Annotated in this window: 8 protein-coding genes; 4 read left to right on the top strand and 4 right to left on the bottom strand. The window is 59.1% G+C overall.

Annotation, left to right across the window (positions count from 1 at the left end):
• Positions 1-26 precede the first annotated feature (26 nt).
• A complete protein-coding gene (locus HY962_14870) occupies positions 27-422 on the top strand; it encodes a carboxymuconolactone decarboxylase family protein (GenBank protein MBI5648212.1) in 396 nt (131 codons plus the stop codon).
• A 375-nt stretch (positions 423-797) separates the two neighbouring features.
• Positions 798-6,716, top strand: a complete 5,919-nt coding sequence (locus HY962_14865) for a VWA domain-containing protein (protein MBI5648211.1) — start codon at positions 798-800, stop codon at positions 6,714-6,716.
• A gap of 313 nt (positions 6,717-7,029) precedes the next feature.
• On the opposite strand, the gene HY962_14860 is transcribed toward HY962_14865, so the two are convergent.
• The 3 genes from HY962_14860 to HY962_14850 form a co-directional block, all read right to left on the bottom strand.
• Entirely contained in the window at positions 7,030-7,698 is a 669-nt protein-coding gene (locus HY962_14860; GenBank protein ID MBI5648210.1) for a hypothetical protein, read from the bottom strand.
• Between the two features lie 28 nt (positions 7,699-7,726).
• Positions 7,727-8,704: an alpha/beta hydrolase gene (locus tag HY962_14855; GenBank protein MBI5648209.1), complete on the bottom strand. Its 978-nt coding sequence runs from the start codon at positions 8,702-8,704 to the stop codon at positions 7,727-7,729.
• A gap of 152 nt (positions 8,705-8,856) precedes the next feature.
• On the bottom strand, positions 8,857-10,020 hold the full coding sequence (locus tag HY962_14850) for a helix-turn-helix transcriptional regulator (GenBank protein MBI5648208.1): 1,164 nt from the start codon (positions 10,018-10,020) through the stop codon (positions 8,857-8,859).
• Between the two features lie 618 nt (positions 10,021-10,638).
• On the opposite strand from HY962_14850, the gene HY962_14845 reads away from it, so the two are divergent.
• Positions 10,639-11,157, top strand: coding sequence for a hypothetical protein (locus tag HY962_14845; protein MBI5648207.1), 519 nt, complete (start codon positions 10,639-10,641; stop codon positions 11,155-11,157).
• Positions 11,158-11,708: 551 nt separating this feature from the next.
• On the opposite strand, the gene HY962_14840 is transcribed toward HY962_14845, so the two are convergent.
• Positions 11,709-16,424, bottom strand: a complete 4,716-nt coding sequence (locus HY962_14840) for a PAS domain S-box protein (GenBank protein ID MBI5648206.1) — start codon at positions 16,422-16,424, stop codon at positions 11,709-11,711.
• 696 nt (positions 16,425-17,120) lie between these two features.
• Here HY962_14840 and HY962_14835 point away from each other — a divergent pair.
• Positions 17,121-20,666, top strand: coding sequence for a VWA domain-containing protein (locus tag HY962_14835; protein ID MBI5648205.1), 3,546 nt, complete (start codon positions 17,121-17,123; stop codon positions 20,664-20,666).
• The last annotated feature ends 39 nt before the right edge of the window (positions 20,667-20,705 follow it).

Genomic DNA, 20,705 nt, shown 5'->3' with positions numbered 1-20,705 from the left:
TATCCCGTCTCGCGAAAGGACGCACGATGACACGAAAACAAGTGTATCAGGAAATAGAAGGAATGTTCGGCATCGTCCCGACCTTCCTGAAGAGCATCCCGGATTCCTCCCTCGAAATGGAGTGGAGCTTAATGAAACGGGTGCAATTCGACGAAGGGCCGATTCCCAACAAATACCGCGAGCTGATAGGCATCGGCATCGCGGCGGTGTCGAAATGCCGCTATTGCATCCTTTTTCATGTGGAAGCGGCGCGCCTCAACGGTGCAACGGACGAGGAGATCGAGGACGCAGTGCATTTTGCCAAGTCCAGCGCGGGCTGGAGTGCATACCTGAACGGCATGCAGATCGATTACGACGTGTTCAAGGAAGAAATGCAGACGATCAGCCGCTACGTCCGCTCCATGGCCGCAACTCCGGCGTAATCCCGCCGAGGCCGTGAAACGTCCGGCACAACGACGTTCATACATGTGAACAAAGAGACACGTACAACACAGGGACGGCCCGGGAGGGCCGTCCCGTGTATAATACGAACACGTGTGCCAATCAGGGGGCGGCTGGAACGATCGGGCAGCCGGGATGATCGAACCGCCGAAACGATCGGACGGCCCTGAGGGCCGTCCGTGGATATGCCGCATCCACGCGCGCCGACCGCGGTGCGCCAAAACAAACGGACGGCCCGGAGGGCCGTCCCGTGTATGGCCCTAAATATCAATTGAAGATATTGATCTCCATCATTCAATTACCGAATTTGGAAGATCAATTGATTCCTGGTCCAGCAACCGACCAAGAGGCATACTATGCGCGTCATTCGTATCCTCATATTCTCGTCCCTCATTCTCTGTGCAGGCGTCGGGAGCTACGCGCAGCCGGTGCTGAACTTCAAACGTCTCGTGAACAATTGGCCGACGGTCGAGATCTTTTTTTCCACCACGTGTAATGGTCTTCCGGCCTATTTCACGGACAAGCGGTACTTCAAAGTCTACGAGAACGGCCTCGAGGTTGGTGAATTCGAGCTCTGGTGCCCTGACCCGACTGTCCGCTGCGCCATTTCCGTCGCAATGGTATTCGATGCCAGCTTAAGCATGAACGGCTCCGGCGTTGCCGGCGCACAGGCGGCCGGACACGCCTTTGTCGATCTGATGGACGGGGCAACAGACGAGGCCTGCGTGATCATGTTCAACCAGTTCGTCGTCGTCTCACAGCCGATGACGGTGTACAGGGACCTCCTTCATGCGGCCATCGACAATTATCCGACAGCACTGTGGACAAATGCATGGGACGGCTTGTATACCGGTATCAACAATGTGATCAATGATGGTGTCAATCCGTGCCGCGCGGTGATACTTCTCACCGACGGATATGATACCGGAAGCCAGCGTTCACCAGGGGAATGTATCTCACTTGCAATGCGAAATCGTATTCGTGTCTTCACCATCGGGCTCGGCAACAATCCCACGCCCGCAGTGCTGCAAAACATCGCCGACCAGACAGGCGGCAAATACTACGAATCGCCGAACGCCTCGCAACTGACCGCGATCTACCAGGAAATCTCATCGATCATCTTCCAGGGCTTTCAGGAGTGCCTCATTACGTATCAGGCCAAGTGTATGGATGGCGGCATGCGCAAGGTGGATCTCTCCATCCTCAATTTCTGCAATGGCTCCGATACAAAAACGAAGAGCTTTAAAGCCCCGAAGGACACTTCCACGTACAGGCCGCTCAACATCCGCCTCGGCACACGCGAGGGACGCGGCAACCAGGATGTGAAGGTGCCGCTGGAACTGACGGATCCGATCACGCCGCCGGAAATCTTCTACGGCGCAACGTTCACGATCAAGTACGACGAATCGTGTCTGCAGTTCAAGGACATCGAGACTCCTCCGGGCAGTGTGCTCGAAAACGTACCCATCATCATTACGCCGCTGCCGGGAACCGTGACGTTCCAGATCATGGACAAGAAGGTGGTGGAAGTGAACGATGTGCCTGCGATGCTCGCTGAACTACGATTCAGAACATCCGATCCCGACGGGAAGGACACGGTGTGTTGCGACCTGCAGCTCATAAGCTGGGTGTTCGAGGCGGGTTGTTTCCGGCCCGTGTTACAAAACGGCAAGATATGCATCATACCCAGGCAGCCCGAGGTACACTGCGAACTGCAGATGCCGCAGACCATCAACTGGGAACGCGGCCTGAAGGATTACAACCCCAATCCCTTCCCGGTCACGGCGGCACTGTCGAACATCGGCGATCGTGATGCGCGAAACGTCCGCTTCAAGATCGAATACAATAAAAACGATCTCTCCCTTGTCGCTCCGGTCAACAATGTGCAGAACGGCGTGCCGAAAGACCTGAAGCCGTCGGGCATTTCCGAGGGCCGCTGGGACGTCCTGGCAAAGCGCCGTACGGTGGGTGATTCGGTGAACATCTGTATCGTCGCCGCCTTCGACAACCACGACTCCGTGCGCTGCTGCAAGAAGGTGTGGGTGCCGTCCGCGGATGCAGTGCTGAGCTGCTCCGCAATCACACCCGAAATCAAGGCCGACAGGGTGAACACCAGATACAATCCGATGCCATTCGATATCACAGTAACCGTAACGAACGAGGGCGGCAAGAAGTCCGACTCGGTGTTCGCCCGCATCATCGTGCCTGCGGACCTGCGACTCTACGGTCCGGATGCACCGAACCGCAACACGAAGCGTGTGCTGCCCGCGATTCTGAATCCGGGACAGAGCGGCGGTGTGTCGTGGACGCTGTGGCACCCGATTACGCTCACCACGAAGGACTATCTCGTGGGAATATGGGTGCGGACATCGAATGCCGACTCCTCATACTGTGAGGTGAAGGTGATCATTCCACCTCTGGAGGCGCCCGTCCTGGCGCCCACATGCCGCATGCCCGACTCGCTGCATTTCGAAGAGAACATCAGCGCCTATGTGCCGAATCCCTTCCAGGTGTCGCTCGGCTGCGTCAACCGCGGCGGCCTGCCCGCCACGAATGTGACGGGGTTCATCTATCTGCCCGCAAACACCGTGCTCGCGAATCCCACAGAACCGCTGCGCAAGTCGTTCCCGAGTCCGATGAACGAATGGACACCAGGCGACCCATTCCCGGCCGTCACGTGGGACGTCACGTACACAAAAAAACTTCGCTACGACACCTACCTCGACTTCAAGTTTGTTGTTGGCGGCGTCGGCCCAACGGGCCTTCCGACCGATTCGGTCGAATCCTGGTGCCGCGTCCGTGTGCCCGGCCTGCAGCCGTCCTTCGCATGCGACATCAGCATGCCCGATTCGATCTCGCTGAATGCGACGGAAACCGATGTAGAACCGAACCCCTTCGACGTGACGTACCGTGTGTGGAACACGAGCAAACAGACGGCCACCATCGCCACTGTCACGCTGCAGTACCCGTTCGGCGAAGGTTTGACGGTATCACCCGGCACACCTGTAACTCGGAATGTGAACCGCGCGCTCGGCCCGAACGACACGCTGAGCGTGACATGGACCATCGCCGTGCAGAACCGCATCACACGCCGCCTCGTGAGACTCACCGGAGTGGCCTACGACGACGAAGGCAACCCAGTCATCTGTCCGGATGACCTGCCCATCGCGAACCTCAGAACATCACTCGTCTGTGATGTGCAAACCGACGTCTCGGAGGTCGTGTACTATCCGGTGCTGCAGGAATACGCGCCGAAGGAGTGGGTGATCGCATCTACGCTGACCAACACCGGCGGCGCTCCGATCACGAACGTGGAAGCCGAAATCGAACTGCGCGACTCCTCGCTGGTCGGCTACCTCGCCGAGTTCAACCCGGGCTTCGCCGACAATTCGAATCCGAAGACCATCGGCGTGCTCTTCCCGGCATCCTCGCAGACGTTCCAGTGGGGATTCCGTTTGTCGAATCCAAACCAGAAACTTGTGCCGGAATTCCTCAACTATACAATCAAGTACAAGTCCAAGGAAACACCACCCATCGACGCCGGCTGCGAAACCGTTGTCGAGATCAAGCCGGTCGTGATGCCGAAGCTCGAATGCGCGCTGCTGGCTCCCGACACGATATACTTCAACATCGACACGTACGAACCGTCGCCGTTCGATCTCAAGATCCAGATCAGGAACGTGGGAAGCGGCGACGCCTACAACGTGAAGGCCTTCGTGCTGCAGGGTACCCGCTTCAACATCCTGCCACCGGCCTCGCGCGATTATGGCGACCTGCCTCCGGGCCGGTTGATCGACTTCGACGACGAATCGCTGAACACCCCGTTCCGTCTGCGCGTAAATCCACGTGACACGGACGGCTTCGACACGATCCGTGTCGTGGTGATCAGCGACGGTATCCCCTCGGCAACCTGTGAGTTCCCGGTGTGGGTGCAGCGTGAGCAGCGTCCACGCTTCACAATGACCTGCGTCGCGACACCCGACCGGCTGACCTTCGACGATCAGCTCAACGACTACGTGCCGAATCCGTTCACGGTCGTCACGACAGTGGTGAACACGGGTGACACACGTGCCGAGAATTGTCAGCTTCTGTTTGTGGGTCCCCCGCGCTTCACGCCGGACGACAACACACCGATAGTGAACGTGGGCACGATGCCCAAGGGTATCGTCGATGTGGGCGACACGGTCACTCACTCGTGGCGACTCGTTCCGCTCCGCCGCACATTGGGCGGGTGGGATGAACTCGTGTACCAAATTCAGGGCCGCGGGGGTCTCGGTAATCGCCTCATCATCGGCGAGTGCCGCGTCCCCGTGTACGTGCCTCCCGCACGCGCCGCCGAGTATCAGCTCGCTTGCGACGCGCCGGATGCCATTCAATTCGACAATGCTTCGGGCACATACATCCCGGATCCCTTCCAGTTCAAGGTGAACGTTCGCAACGCCGGCCTGGCGCTCGGGCAGAACCTCGAGATCACCGCGATGCTACCTCCGGGCCTGATTTTCACAAGCGGGGAGACCGCCACGAAGCAGCTCGGCGACCTCGCTCCAAACGGTACGACCCAAGTGATCTGGCTGGTGAAGCCGATCGCAAACACGACGGGTGTGCCGCGCTCGCTGATGCTGTGCGCACGCGTGGTGGACAAACTCGGCAAGGAGGGCGAGTGCTGCGACAACGTCGTGATCGCAGCGGCCACGAAGGCGGCTTTGAGTCTGAGCTGCGAGGCCGAGTTCCGCGCGCTGGTGGTGGACCATGCCCGTGGTGAATATGAAAAGAATCCAATCTGGATCGCCGTGAAGGTACGCAACGACGGCGACCGTCCGGCACACAACGTTCGCGTCGTGTGTTTGCCGCAGTCGAACGAAGTGAAGGTGCTGGGCGATCCCGAGCGTTTCGTCGCCCTGCGTCTCGATCCGAAACAGTCCACCGACACTATCCGTTGGGAGATGTACGCGATACCGCGTGTGCTGTCCGGCGACATCAACATCCAGTTCGTGGTTACCGCCGACGATCTCCCGTCCACCGACTGTATCACACCGGTGTTTATCCCCGAAGTGGGCCGTCCGGTGTTGACCTGCGGTATGGAATCCTCGATGAAGAACACGAACAACGTTCTCACGTTCGACTACTCGATCGGCGACTATCGCGACGACATCGGCACGAAGGGCTCGGCGGGCAACTACAACGTCTTCACCGTCACGGCACGACTGCAGAACATCGGCGCCGCACAGGCGCACCGTCTGCGCGCAACCCTACTTCTGCCGGAGGGCGTGTCTCTCGACGCCGGTGAAACTGGCATAAAGGATCTCGGCAACCTGCTCGTGCAGGGCTCGGCGAGTGTGAGCTGGAACATTGTACCGCAGCGGCAATCCGCCGACGCGCTGCGACATTTCGCGGTACGCTGGAGCGCCGACAATATCGATCAGACCACGCCATGCGCGATGGACGTGACGATCGAAGGCGCACCGAAGATCGTGAGACTCCGCTTGCCGCAGGACAACGTGGGGCGTTTCGGCGAAAAGATCACGGTGCCGGTGTATGTAGACACGACGATCGGCAAGGACATCTTCACATACAAGATCAACGTGAAGTTCGATCCCGAGGTGGTGCGCTTCGTGGATGCAGTGAGCATGAACACGCTGACGGCACGCGGCTGGACCGGCCCGCGCGGCGTACTCTACCGCGAGTCGGGTCTGCCCGACACGGCACCCGAGAACATAGTGCGCATCGAAGACTTCACCACCGGTTCGCCTCTGAACGTGCGGCGTGAGGGCATCCTGGTGGGGCTGGTGTTCGAGGCGGTATACAACGGAGGCGAGAAATCAACCGGAATACGGGTTGATTCATTGACATTTATCGATTCCATTAAAGCAGACATTGCCGGGTCTGAGAAAGTATTCGTTTCATCCATGAACAGCATACACGATGATTCTCCGGGCAAGGAGGTGAGAATCACCTTCGAAAATGGTCTGATAACCATCGCGGGTTACTGCATCGTGCCTCTGGTGGGCGGGAGCGGATACAACCTGGCGCAGAACACGCCGAATCCGTTCAATCCGTCGACGGTGATCGAATACGAGATCGGCGACGAGACGGCGGTGAAGCTGGTGGTGTTTGATCAACTTGGTCGCGAAGTGGCAACGCTGGTGAATACGAAGCAGAAGGCCGGCAAATACGCCTACATCTTCGACGCCTCGGTGCTGGCCTCGGGCACCTACGTGTACCGCCTCGATGCAGGCCAGTACTCGAAAACGCTCAGAATGGTTCTCGCCCGGTAAAGCTGACGGATATCACGGGAAGTCTGGCGTAATAACTTCGAACTCGTTTTCTCCGGTTCGCTGACACAAATCTCGCGCACAACGGCGAGCGAGTACCCACGTCATTCGTACACACCCTTAACGCCCAGCCCCCGCACCGCGGACTCCATGCGGTACGGGGGCGGGGCTTCAGTATGTTGGTTGTGCATACGCGGCGACACCTGTTGGGAACTCACCACACCAGCACAATGGCGATGATCCACAAGAGCAGGCTGCCGAGAAAGAGCAGAATGCGCAGGATGTGAATTCCCGGGATTTTCATGGGTGCGTTTGTTCAGAAGGTCACACCGCACCCGAACTGCAGATAATAGGGCAGCATGGCGTTGGTGTCGTCGAATTGCGCGTTGGTGGCGCCGAGGCGCAACGAGAGGTCGGCGCCGTGTGTGACCACAAGACCCGCCTGTACGCCGTAGTGGTAATTGCCGCCGGTGGGCACATACCATCCGTCGCGGATGCCGGCGTAGCCGTACCGGCGCATCGCGGCGGAATGCACGAGTTGTGTGGTCACGGCCTTGTCGAAGCCGAACTCGGCGGCGGCGTACCATGCCGGATCGTAGTACCCGGCCATCGCCGTCAGGTCGGCGCCGAAACTCACCATGCGCACCATGGCGTTCTGGAAGCGGCGGAAATTGGATTCGATTTTTGCGGTGGCCGTGAAGCCGCGCCATTCGAACACCGACACCTGCGCGCCCGTCCGAATGGCGACGTCGTCGAACACACGTTCACCCATGGGCAGAGCCACATGGATCCCCGCAACAACGGGCCGCACTGCGGTGAAGGATCTGCTGTAGGCGAGCGACGTGGTGGCAGCGTAATCGTATCCGAGGTTCAGTTGCAGGCGGTTGGGACGTTGCGCGTCGATGGATTTCCAATTCACGTTTTGTGCGTGTGCAGTCACAACGGTGAGGGCAAGAACAATCAGGGCGAGACAGGTCGTTTTCATGATATCCTCTGGTATGATGTTTTTCTTATTATCGAATTGTGGAGAGATAGGACTTGGCGATGGGATAGAACGATTCCCATCCTGATGTTGATATGTCGTGACCCGAGCCGTGTATCTCTGCGAGCTGCACGTTCGGATAGGCCGAGGACACACGCTCGGCGTGTGTTTTGCCATAGACGCGGTTGTATTCGCTGTACACAAACAGCACCGGACGGGTGTAGGCGGCGAGTTGTGTGGTGAAGTCGAATGAATGTGTCCGCACGTACTCGTCAGCACCCATGGCGCAGGCGGCGCCCATGCGCCAGAAGGGATAGGGACCCGCAATACCCAGCGCATTCCCCGGCGCATACTCGGCAGCACCCTGTATCGCGGCCTTGTAATCGAGTCGGGCGTGATCACTCGAGGTGATCACCTGATCAACAAAGGCCGCATCGTTGGCGCTTTCGTCGAGCGGATCGAAACTGCGCCAGCGGCGGATGTATTCCTTCGTGTCGTCCCAGGTGAAGCCGCCCGGTTCCATCATGATCACGCCGCTGATGTCGCCCGGATGTTCATTGACGTAGGCCGTCGCGAGCATGGCGCCCCACGACTTCCCGAGGAGAATTACTTTCTGTCCGGGCGAGCGATAATGGCTGATGACGCCGGCCAAATCGTCAATAAAGAGTGTGGGACCGGACTTGGCGTACAGGGACTTGTCGTGTCTGCGGGAGAGTCCGCAGCCGCGCTGATCATACAATACAACATAAAAACCGTCGTCCACAAACGTTGTACAGTTCAACATCGCGCGGTAGTCGCCTCCCGGACCTCCATGCAGCACAACGATCATGGGATCACGCGGATTGCCGAAACTTTCCGCATGAAGAAGGGTGCCATTGACCGCGATGGACGGTAGGGAAGAGTCTTCGTCCACTGTTTTCGGAACCAGATCTCCCGGCAGTCCGGGTTCGAGGATGTCGCAGGCGCTGACGGACAGGACAAACAGGGCCGCGGAAAGGATTGTCCACATGGGGTGTTTCATGGTGTTGCTCCAGATTGGTGATTGGATGTGTGACCAAATTCTGGCGCAAATGTACCCGCGCCGCGCAGCCGTTTCGGCGCAGCGTGGAAGTTGGGACCCCGTATCGACGTGCCACCGTGTACGATGGCACTGTGCCCGGCCTACACGGCCTCTTCGACACCCTCGGAAAACGACGCGGCAAACTGCGAGGGTGTCTGACCCGTTTCCTTCTTGAAACAGCGATTAAAGGATGATTTTGAACTGAATCCGCAGTCGAAAGCGAGGGAGAGCAGGGTGAATTGCCGGTTCTTTCCCACCTCGATCAGGTGTTTAAATGCCGCGACCCGGTACGCGTTCACAAAATCGTAGAAGTTTTTCGCTTCCATCTGATTTATCACCTGCGAGAGGTGATTCGGTGGCGCGTCCAGCTCGGCGGCAAGATCGTCGATAGTCAGATCGGGCTGTTTGAAGCGCTGCTTCTCGACCATGAGACGGATCAGGGCCGTGTGCAGCGCGGCCGCGGCCTCGTCACCGAGTCCCGACTTCGAGTATTTTTTCGGCTGCTCCGCTGTCACGTCCCCTTGAAGCGGCAGCATGGCTGTTTCCTCATCAGCAACATCCGGTTCCGGACCAGGAGCGGCGTCGAGGCGACCGTGCGAAAAGATGTTGCCCTGTCGTACACCAAAAAATCCTATCAGGAAAATGAAGGTCACAACGCCCGAGAAAATCAGTATCTCGCTGCGAAAGAGCAGGATCAACAGCCAGATTCCTCCCAATCCGATGGTCAGTACCCGCAACCACTGCAGCTCCACCTGCGCAAGATCGGAGAAGCTGTCACGCACATTTCGCCTGTGTCTTCGAAGCAGCACACTCGACACCACGACGTACACGATTCCGGAGACAGCGATGGTGTAGAGCTTGATTGCGCCGAACACTTCGTAGCCAGCGCCCTTGTTCCTGTACACCGCGATTTTTTCCTCGTCCGGCAGGGAAAAAAAGGACACGAGATACCCATACATCAACAGCGCGGGCAGCAGGTGCAGCAGCAGTGTGGTGCGGCGTTTCGGCAGTTGTTCCGTGACGGAGGCGACGTAGTAGTAAAGGAACACACCGTGCAGCAGTGGCAGCGGATGTTCGATGCCGAGCAGGAAGGGCACACGCAGATGATCGCCGGTAAAGAACAGCGTGAAGAGAAACAGATGCAGGATGATGAGAACCATCCACACAGTCAGTATAACGTCCGACGACGACTTCCTCTTCTTGCTCAGGAGCAGAAATTCGATAAAGACGGCGACGCCGATTCCGGCTACAAAAAGCAGACTCATCCCGCGGCTCCGGTGTGCTTCCGACCAACATATGGTATATCGGCGTGTGTGGTGCCGACCTGTGCCATTCTCTCTCCGATGTGTGCGAATGGGAAATAATGTATTGCGGGAAAGGGAATGATTCAAGGACGCGGAATGATGAAGGGGCCGCGGCTGCGGAAACACGATCACGTTCGTTGTACACCACGTCTCCGGTGCGACCGCGTCACGTCCGCAGGGGCGACCGGTGGTCGCCCTAATTACGGATTTGCAACCTGGATCGCCAGGGCGCCACAACGACCACCACGGGAACACGATGATCGCCAGGGCGACACAACGACCACCACGGGAACACGAGGATCGCCAGGGCGACACAACGGCCACCACGGGAACACGAGGATCGCCAGGGCGACACAACGACCACCACGGGAACACGAGGATCGCCAGGGCGACACAACGACCACCACGGGAACACGAGGATCGCTATGTGCGTATAAAGGATGTCCGCGGTGCGACGATGTCCGTACCACGGAGAGAGTACAACGAAGGCAGAAGGGGGAACGAATGAGTGTTGCGGCGACACGATATCGGAGGAGGAATTCGCGCCGGTATCCAATTCAGACATATTATGGCGATGGAGTGTACCATGTCACATTGCATGTGGCAGTACAAACACATCTCTTTGGTCTGCTTACTCAAGAAGGTGTGGTGTTAAGCGCATATGGCAGGATTGCGGAAGAAGAGCTTCTTCGGTCTGAATCCATTCGCGCGGAACTCCGTCTCGACACGTACGTGATCATGCCGGATCATATCCACGCTATTATTCGGATCAATCATTCGATGGATTTCGGATTATCCAACGCGAGAAGGAGTGTGCACAAGTCTCCCTATCTTCGGCGACGGGCAAACGACGAGGCAGGATGTGCAGCAAGACATCGCCGCAACGGCCCGTTGCCGCGTACTTTGGGGGCGTTCGTTGCGGGCTATAAGTCGCTGGTGACACGGCGCATTCGCGAGGCATCCGGTTCGGGTCAGATGATCGTGTGGCAAAGAAATTACCACGATAAAATCATTCGCTCTCTACGCATGTTGCGGATCACTCGGAGGTACATTCGCAATAATCCTGCTCGTGAATGGCAACGTCTGGTGCCTAAATGACACGGTGTTTACGCCGCGGGTAATCAGGTGGGTGGACCGCTGTGGCTGCAATGGAGTCACGGGACAGCCGTGCCAAGCTCTCGACCAGGGGCGACCGCCGCGGGTAATCAGGTGGGTGGACCGCTGTGGCTGCAATGGAGTCACGGGACAGCCGTGCGAAGCTCTCGACCAGGGGCGACCGCCGCGGGTAATCAAGTGGGTGGACCGCTGTGACAGCAATGGAGTCACGGGACAGCCGTGCCAAGCTCTCGACCAGGGGCGACCGCCGCAGTAATCAGGTGGGTGGACCGCTGTGACCGCAATGGAGTCACGGGATAGCCGTGCCAAGCTCTCGACCAGGGGCGACCGCCGGTCGCCCCTGCGGATTACTAGTGATTGTGACGTCTCATGCCGATACAACGCATCGGCGCCATGACGCGCACTTCGACCAATCGTTCCCCGTTCAACCGTTCCCCGTTCCGTCGCGCTTTCCCGCTAGCGGGACTCAGCGTGACACTACTTCGTTGTCACGCGTTTCCCCGTTCCCCGTCTAACGTCTCACGTCTCACGTCTCACGATTTTTTCAACGGCAGGGCAATGATGAACTCCGTGCCCACACCGGGTGTGCTGTCGACAGTGAGTGTGCCGCCGTGGTCCTTGACGATGATGTCGTAGGTGATGGTGAGACCGAGCCCGGTGCCTTCACCGGTGGGTTTGGTGGTGAAGAACGGATCGAAGATACTTGCGAGTGTCTCTTTCGGGATGCCGGGTCCGTTGTCGCGGATGCGTATCTCGATGCCGTCGGGAATGTTTGTCGTCGTCAGGCATATTTCGGGGACGTATCCCGGTTCGGCCGACCCCGATCGCGCGCGCTGACGCACGGCATACAGCGCGTTGCCGATAAGATTCAGGAGAGCGCGTGTCATGTTCTCGACAAACAGATTCATCGATACAAGATCGGGTGTGAACTGCCGGACGATGGACACGTCCTGCGTGCCGCCGCCCTCGGCGCCGCCCGGACCGGCCAGCTCGATCGCCTTCTCGATCACATCGTGCACCTGCGCGTGCTCGAGGCGTCCCACCTGTCCGCGCGCATACTGGAGCATGTCCGACACGATGCCGTTCGCGCGTTTTCCGTGCTCGTGTATCTTCTGGATGATCAGCGCAATCTCGTCGATCATTCCTGTGACATCCTCGCCGCGTGTCTCGGTGTCCTTGTACTCCTCCACGAGTTCCGTTCCGAGCGAGGCGAAGTTCACAATAAAATTCAGGGGATTGCGGATCTCGTGCGCGACACCCGCGGTGAGCTGCCCGAGAGCCGCCATCTTTTGCTGCAGATGGAGCTGTTGCTGCGTGCGCAATATCTCCTGATTCTTCATCGTCAGCGCCTGCAGCGAGCTGGCCTTCGCAAGCGCCGAGATCGCGTGCTCGCGGAAACGATTCAGCTTTCGCGCGTCGTCCGGTGTAAACGCGTCGGGATCTCGGAGATTGTCGAAGACGAGATACCCGTCGTTTCCGCTGCGTGTCGCGTCCCAGTCCACCGCCATGATCAACATGCAGTGTGCCCATGGGAGCGCCGGCAGTGTGTCGTCGCCCAGCAGCGATTCCGTGCGGCGGAGTATAAACACGCCCGCCTCGATTTCCGTTGCTTGTGTGAACCGTTCGGTGATCTCATCCGGCGTCAATGCGGAACTCATCTCCACCGTTATCTCATACCCCACAGCGGCCACCCAGCGGAAACCGTCAAGCGATTCGTCGTAAATGAAAGCCCCCGCTGCCTGTGCTGTTGGCAGCAGCTTCATACCCTGTTCGAGCAGTGCGCGGATCAGGGGGACGAGTTCGAACTCCCGGTTCACGACCTTCACAATCCTGTCGATGGTTTCGAGTTCCCCGGTCCGCTTCGCGAGTGCTTCCTCGGTGCGTTTCCTCTCGGTGATGTCTTCTTGAATCCCGATGTAATGCGTGAGTTTTCCATCCGCGGACAACAGCGGACTGATGAAGGCCGACGCCCAGTACGAGCTGCCGTCCTTGCGTTTGTTGTGCAGTTCGCCTTTCCACTCCGTCCCGCTGCTGATCGCCTTCCACAGCCGCGCGTATTCCTCGTCGGACTGCGCGCCCGACTTCAGAATACGCGGCGTCTTCCCGCGGATCTCGTCGAGAGTATATCCCGTCACGTGTGTGAACTTCGGGTTGACGTATTCGATACGGCCGTGCGTGTCCGTGATGAGCACGATGGCCGGACTCTGTTCCACCGCCTGCGACAGCTTCACGATCTCTTCCTGCGCACGCGCGCGTTCCGTCACATCGGTCGCAACACCGATGGTGCCGATAAAAGCGCCCGACGCATCGTGCAGCGGCTTGGCGCGCACTTCGAAGACCACGGGACCAAGATCCACCACCGAGGTGAACTCTTCGCCCGCGAGCGCACGGCGCGAGAATTCGAGGACGGGCGGACTCTGCTGATAGACGTCAAACACGGATCGACCGACTGACTCACCGGGTGCGACGCCGAGCTGCCGCAGTCCGAGTCCGTCCGAAATGGTGAACACACCCTCGGCATCCATGGCGAAGAGCACGATGGGCGCGGCCGACACCACGGCCGAGAGGCGCTGCTGGGCCGCGGCAAGATCCGCGTGTGCGTTCTGCAGCGCGGCGTAGGCCGTGCGTAATTCCTCCGACTTCCGCAGTTCCGTCTCCTTGCGTTCATTGTCGGCCGCAAGTGCGCGCGACCGCGCCTCCGCCGCCTGTATGCGCAAGTCACGTTCGCGCGCCGACGCCTGCAGGCGCTCAGCGCGGATCACACGTTTCCGCTGCATCTGTGCGGTGGCGAAAATCAAGAGCATCAGAAGCACGCCGTACGCCGCATATGCCCAGCGCGTCTTCCACCACGGAGGCAGCACGATGATACGCAGCGTGATGCCGTCGCGATTCCATACACCGTCGGAATTTGATGCCTGCACACGCAGACGGTATTCCCCCGGATCGAGATTGGTGAAGGAGATGTCGCGCCGTGTTCCGAGCTGTGTCCACCGGTCGTCGAAACCCTCGAGCATGTATCTGTATGTGTTCCGCTCGGGTGTAAAATATTCGAGCGCCGCAAATTCGAACGTGAGGGCGACATCGTTGTGTGTGACCTCCAGCTCCTTCAACAGCCCCACGCCGCGGCGGGATATCCGCTCCGGCTCATCCTGCGCCAGTGTGAACCAGCTTACGGATGTGAGCGCCACGGGCGGCAGGAAACTGTTTGTCCCGATGCTGTCGGGGTGGAACACCGTCAGGCCGCCGTAACTCGTGCGGTACATCCTGCCCGTGCGCGGACAGAGGCGCAGGGCGTTTAACGCCGACGATGCGCCCGCCAGTCCGTCCCGCGGTTCATAATTCCTGACGTGCCGTGTCACCGGATCGAAGGTCGAAAGCCCGACGTTGGTGCTGAGCCAGATCGTTCCCTGTGCGTCCTCGGCTATGCCGGAAATCCTGCAGCTCGGCAGTCCGTCATCCTCTGTGAGATGGGTGAAACGGTCGCGCGCGGCATCGTACATGTCGAGTCCGCCTCCCCAGGTGCCGATCCACAATCGGCCGTTGCTGTCCTCGAACATCGAGAGGATACGATTCGCGCCGATCGAATGCGGATCGTAGGGGTCGTGTCGGAAGCGGCGGAACGTGCGTGTTTTTCTGTCGAAAAGATTCAAGCCGCCATCGGAAGTACCGATCCACACGTGTCCCTTGCTGTCCTGCATGATGGCGCTGACACGCGGGGCGCTGAGACTTGTGGTGTCGGCGGGGGAGTGCAGGTAGCGGGTGAATCGTCCTCGATCGAGACTGTCGAGATGCAGGACGGACAGGCCGCCGACGGTGCCGACCCACAGTTCATTCTCGCGTGTCACACAGATGGATTCCACAAAATCGTCGCACAAGCTGTGGGGATCATTCGCGTTCCAGCGCAGGTTGCGGAAGCGGCCGCTCACCGGATCGCGCATGTCGACACCGCTGCCCCAGGTGCAGATCCAGAGCCGTTCTCGCGTGTCCTCGTAGATCGCCGCGATATAGTTGTTCGATAAACCTCCGCGTCCGTTCCGCGCTGCCTGGATGTGTGTCACCTGCTGCCTGACCTCGTCGACGCAGGTGAGTCCACCCTGCTGATACCCGATCCACACCTTGCCTGAGCGCGTGGGCACCGCGGCAGCGAGCGAGCCCTCGTGCAAGCCGCGCGGATTCTGACCTCGCGGGAAGAAGGGGAAGAAGTCCTCGCGCCGCGTGTTTGTCAGCGCGACGCCGCTGGTGGATCCGATCCAGAGCATGCCCGACGTGCTGAGGAACATCGTGTTGATGTTCCCCCTGGGGAGACTTCGTTCGGAGAGCGGGTCGTGGATATACGTCGCGCTGGTCTGCAGGAGTGTATCGAGCACTATCAGACCGCCCGGTCGACACCCGACCACGATTTCTCCCGATGACAGCGCGGCCACGCTGAATATATCCGCGAACGGCGTGGACGATACGGCAAGCACACGGCGGAGCTGTTCGCGGTCGGGGAGAAATTGATGCAACATCCCGTCGGTGACCCAGATCCGTCCGTCGATCGAGACGGTGATGTGGTTGACCCATTCCCTGCTTTGTGCGCTGGGAGTACCATCTTCGCCGAGGCAGCGCGAGAAGCGTCCGGTGCCCGTGTTGTAAATATAGAGCCCCGATCCCCAGGTGCCGACGAGCACTTTGTTGGCATCCTTGCCCGGATACGCCGCGAGGGCGCTGACGCGCCGCATCAACGGCTGCGCGGGGTCGAGAAGTGGATGGAAAAGACGTGTGAACGTTGCGGTGCGACGATCGAGCTTGTTCAGTCCGTCCGCCGTGCCGACCCAGAGTGTGCCGGATGCATCCTCGCACAATGAGAGCACCTCGTTGTGGCTGATGCTGCGCGGATTTTTTGCGTCGTGCCGGTAATGGATGAATTGTTCCGTCCGCGCATCGAAACGGTTGAGTCCGTCCATGGTCCCGATCCACAACACACCCGCGCGATCCACCAGCAGTGTGTTGACCGTGTTGTCGCTGAGACTGCGCGGATTGCCCGGCCGATGCAGATACTGCGTGAAGCGGTACCCGTCGAATTTGTTCAGGCCGGCCCTCGTGCCGATCCACATGAAGCCGATACGATCCTGCACGACAGACGTGACATCCGATTGCGACAATCCCGCGTCCACCGATTTCCGCGTGAACTCGAACAGTTTCTGCATGCGCAGCAGATCCTGTGCAGCCGCGGCGCCGGGCAGCACACACAGCAGCACGAGCAACATCACATGCCTGCAACTGCAGGCATGACGGTTGAACGAGGGGCGGCACCTCCCGACCTGACTCAAGCGAACGAGATCCTGTTTTCTGGGTGAATATCGCGGAATCTACACCTCTGAGAACAGGAAACAAATGGACAACGAGACAGCGGGAGAGCGGGACAGCGACCTAGTGTCACGCTGAGCTTGTCGAAGCGCGACGGGACAGCGGGAGAGCGGGACAGCGGGAGAGCGGGACAGCGGGAGAGCGGGACAGCGGGACAGCGACCTAGTGTCACGCTGAGCTTGTCGAAGCGCGACGGGACGACTTCGATATTGACAATGACGCGAGTATTACGCGATAATCGGAGCGGCCGTTCTTTTACTTTTCCACCTTGCTACTTTCCACATTCTACATCCAACGTAGCAAGGTATAAGAATCGGATCGGTAGATCTTTTACATTCCACCTTGCTACTTTCCACATTCTACATCCAACGTAGCAAGGTATAAGAATCGGATCGGTAGATCTTTTACTTTCCACCTTGCTACTTTCCACATTCTACATCCAACGTAGCAAGGTAAAAGAATCGGATCGGCAGTTCTTTTACTATGCCACCTTGCTACTTTGCTACTTTCCACATCGCTTTTCACTTTCTACATTCAACGCGCTATGCTACATTCCGTGCGGGAACGTGATGCACTTCATCAGTTGAGAGTACGGTATGTCTGCTTTTCGGATGTTGTATTTCGTGGTGCTGTGTGTGAGTGTGGTGACGGGATCGGCGGCGCAGCCGGTACTGAACTTCAAACGGATCAACATTCTCTGGCCGACGATAGAGCTGCATTTTGCAGTGTCGTGTAATGGCACACCTCAGTTTCCTCTCGATCCGGCCAACTACCGCGTGCGTGAAGAGGGTGTCGACATCACGAAGTTCACGGTGACATGCCCGGATCTGAACACACCGTGCCCGGCCTCCATCGCGGTGGCCTTTGATGCAAGTTCCTCGATGGTGGGAGCATGGAATACCGGTGCCAAAGAGGCGGGGCACGGATTTGTTCGCGCCCTCACTCCCGGCACCGATCAGTGCGCCGTGTTCTGGTATTCAGGCACCGTAACCATGGCGCAGGGCATGACCTCCGACACCACCCTCCTACACACCGCCATAGACGGACTCCCGGCCTCTGGAGGAGCAGCGGTATGGGACGGCATATACAACGCGGTACAGCACACCATCGCTGCAGGCGCTAATCCCTGCAGCGCGGTGATAGTGCTCTGTGACGGCGGCGACAACGCGAGCACCCACGATTTGTATGACTCGCAAGACCTGGCCATAAGAAATAGATTACGAATATTCACTATCGGATTAGGTACGACGGCTCCATCCGCAGCCTTGCAAAGTGCAGCAACGTCTACTGGCGGCCGCTATTACCAGGCACAATCCGCGGCTGAAGTCCCGGCCTTTCTTTCGGAGATTCTCGATCTGGTCCGACATGGCTGGACGGACTGTATGCTCTCGTACCAGGCCGTGTGTAAAGACGGCACGACGCGCAGAGTGGAATTATCAGTACTCGGGGTATGTAATGGGGAGGTCATGGTAGGCCGGTCTTACAAGGCCGCGCACGATACTTCGAGCTTTACATCGGTGAATATCGGCCTCGACAGTATCGACGCGATGGGTGGCTCGACTGTGACGCTTCCGTTGCGCCTTCTTGCACCGCTGCAGGGCGGTACGACCTTGCAGCCTGCCGTCTGTGCGCTCGAGGTCGACACCACTGTGGCAACCTTCATCGGTATACAAACTCCCCCCGGTTCACTGCTCGCCGGAGTGCCGACACAATGGTCGCGGATCGGAAACACACTCTACATCGAAACTTTGGGAAAAACAGAATTCTCCGGCCCGACAACGACAGATACGCTGGCCCTGCTGACCTTTGTCCTCAAGGATATCACCGCGACGGATACGGTACGTCTGACGTTGAACCTTCACGATTGGCACTTCACGAGCGGCTGCCTGCGGCCGATGCTGCAGAGCGGATTGATAACCATCGCCCGGCGCAAACCGGAATTGCGGTGTGAGCCCATGTATGTGCCTCCATTGAAATGGGACGCTGCCGCGGGCCGATACAGTCCCGAACCCCAGTTTTTCTCCGGCGCCATTTCCAACTCCGGAAGCCGCGAGGCCATCAACGCGTTTATGACCATCGGTTTCGATACACGTGATCTTGTGCTCGTGCAGCCGACGACAACCACCCAGCAGCTCACGCCGAAGGATGTGCCGCTCCGATCCACAGCGCAGGCGACGTGGGAAGTCGCTGTACGTCCGCGTCTCAAGGGCGACACGATCGGTATCTGCTACACCACGACATTCAACAATCATCTGCCGTTTCTCTGTTGTTACAAAGTCTGGATCCCCGCCGCACAACCACGGGTGAATCCTGCCGGACCTGTGTTCGTCTGCGCGGGCGACAGTGTGTTGCTGCAGGGCGCGCAGGGTTTTGCATCCATACACTGGTCCACCGGCGACACCACACCCACGCTGCGTGTACGAAGCGTGGGCATGTTCTGGTATCGCGTGACGGACTGGTATGGAAACACGGGCTATTCCGATACGGTGCAGGTGTTGTACCGCGCGCCGGTGATACCTGTGCTGGAACTTGCAGGCGCACTGACCCTGTGCGAGGGCTCCGTGGTGCCACTCCGCACAGTGGGGAAATACGTGTCATATGTCTGGTCCAACGGCGCGCGCGATTCCGTGGCCATGATTTCACAGCCCGGATCGTATTATGTGACTGTGGTGGACAGCAACGGCTGTGTCGGTCGATCGGACGCACTTCATATAACAACAGCCGCGGGCCCCCGGATTTCCGTCGGCGGTACGGCGAATGTCTGTTCGAATACCGAGGCCGTCTACTCCATGCCGCGCCGGTTGCGAACACGATATGCGTGGTCCGTCTTTGGTGGCGAGGTGCTTACAGGGCAGGGCAGTGACAGCGTGCGTGTGCGCTGGGGAAAGAATGGAGACGGGCTGGTCATCGGCGCTTTGAGCGACAGTGTTGCCGGATGTACGGCGTTCGATACCCTGCGTGTCCGGATAACGCGGCCTTCCCACCCGCAGATCCGTGTGCAGCCCTCCACCACAATCTGTGAAGGGGATTCGGTACTGCTTGAGACGGAGGAGGGATATGCCGCCTACCTGTGGTCCGACGGCAGCCGTACACGCAGCATCACCGTGCGGAAGGAGGGGCTCTATGCCGTGACAGTATCGGATGTTTCTGGTTGCAGCGCCCTGTCGGATTCGGTAGTGGTCCGGGTGGAGCAGCGTCCTCTGCCGGTGATAGCAGGTCCTCAGCGGGCCTGCAGGAGCGCTGAAACACAGTACGGCGTGCACGGAAACGCGGGTGCATCCGTACGATGGGACATACGCGGCGGCCTCATCGTGCGCGGGGCGTTCGATACGGTGGTGGTAATTCGATGGACCGCCACCGACACTGCACATGTGGGCGTCGATGTGACGCAGGGGCTCTGCACCGGCAGTGCCACACTGCCTGTACTGCTCGGGTCCAGCATCATTCCCGTGATCACCGTACACGGCTCGAGCACCCTGTGTGCGGGTGACACCGCCGTGCTGGATGCGGGTGACGGGTATACCGTGTACCGCTGGTCCACCGGTGCGCAGACACGCAGCATCGCGGTGACAGAGGCGGGAACCTACACCGTGAGCGTGGAAAGTACCGGCGGCTGCAGCGGGAGTTCCAATCCCGTAGTGGTACAGGTGCTGCCACGTCCTCCCGTGCCGCTCATCACACGCAGCGGCGATCGATTGAGCACACGCGAGGGGGCCGCGCGATACCAGTGGTATCACAACAACACGCCCATAGCGGGCTCCACAACGTACACACATCAGGCCGTCGCCACGGGTGTGTATCATGTGGCCGTCACCGACAGCAACGGGTGCAGCAGCGCTTCGGCGACATTTGATGTGGGCACGCTGGGAGTAGTCGAAATTGAGGGCGCGACGGACTTCGACGTGTACCCCGAACCCAGCCGTGGTGAATTCACCATCACATTCCCGCATCCGTTCGTACAACCGCTCACACTCACCCTGCGCGACATACTCGGCCGTATTGTACACACAGCCACGCTGGATCCAGGCGCCACCGGCCGCACACACACAGTTCGCCTCGGCAATCCCGTCGTCGGCGTGTATTACTTAGAAGCGCGGTCGGGACAGGCCGTACGGTTGCGGATGGTGCGGGTGGTCGAGTAGGCAGGGGGCACGTTGCTCGTGTCCACGTTACACGTGTCC

It is taken from the genome of Ignavibacteriota bacterium (assembly GCA_016218045.1).
Taxonomy (GTDB): Bacteria; Bacteroidota; Ignavibacteria; order SZUA-365; family SZUA-365; genus JACRFB01.
Note: the sequence above shows the minus strand (reverse complement) of the source record. Positions and strands in the feature narration are given on the sequence as shown.

Coding starts and splice junctions, on each gene's coding strand:
- HY962_14865 (MBI5648211.1), top strand. CDS start 798: ATGCGCGTCATTCGTATCCTCATATTCTCGTCCCTCATTCTCTGTGCA.
- HY962_14870 (MBI5648212.1), top strand. CDS start 27: ATGACACGAAAACAAGTGTATCAGGAAATAGAAGGAATGTTCGGCATC.
- HY962_14850 (MBI5648208.1), bottom strand. CDS start 10,020: ATGAGTCTGCTTTTTGTAGCCGGAATCGGCGTCGCCGTCTTTATCGAA.
- HY962_14860 (MBI5648210.1), bottom strand. CDS start 7,698: ATGAAAACGACCTGTCTCGCCCTGATTGTTCTTGCCCTCACCGTTGTG.
- HY962_14835 (MBI5648205.1), top strand. CDS start 17,121: ATGTCTGCTTTTCGGATGTTGTATTTCGTGGTGCTGTGTGTGAGTGTG.
- HY962_14840 (MBI5648206.1), bottom strand. CDS start 16,424: ATGTTGCTCGTGCTGCTGTGTGTGCTGCCCGGCGCCGCGGCTGCACAG.
- HY962_14855 (MBI5648209.1), bottom strand. CDS start 8,704: ATGTGGACAATCCTTTCCGCGGCCCTGTTTGTCCTGTCCGTCAGCGCC.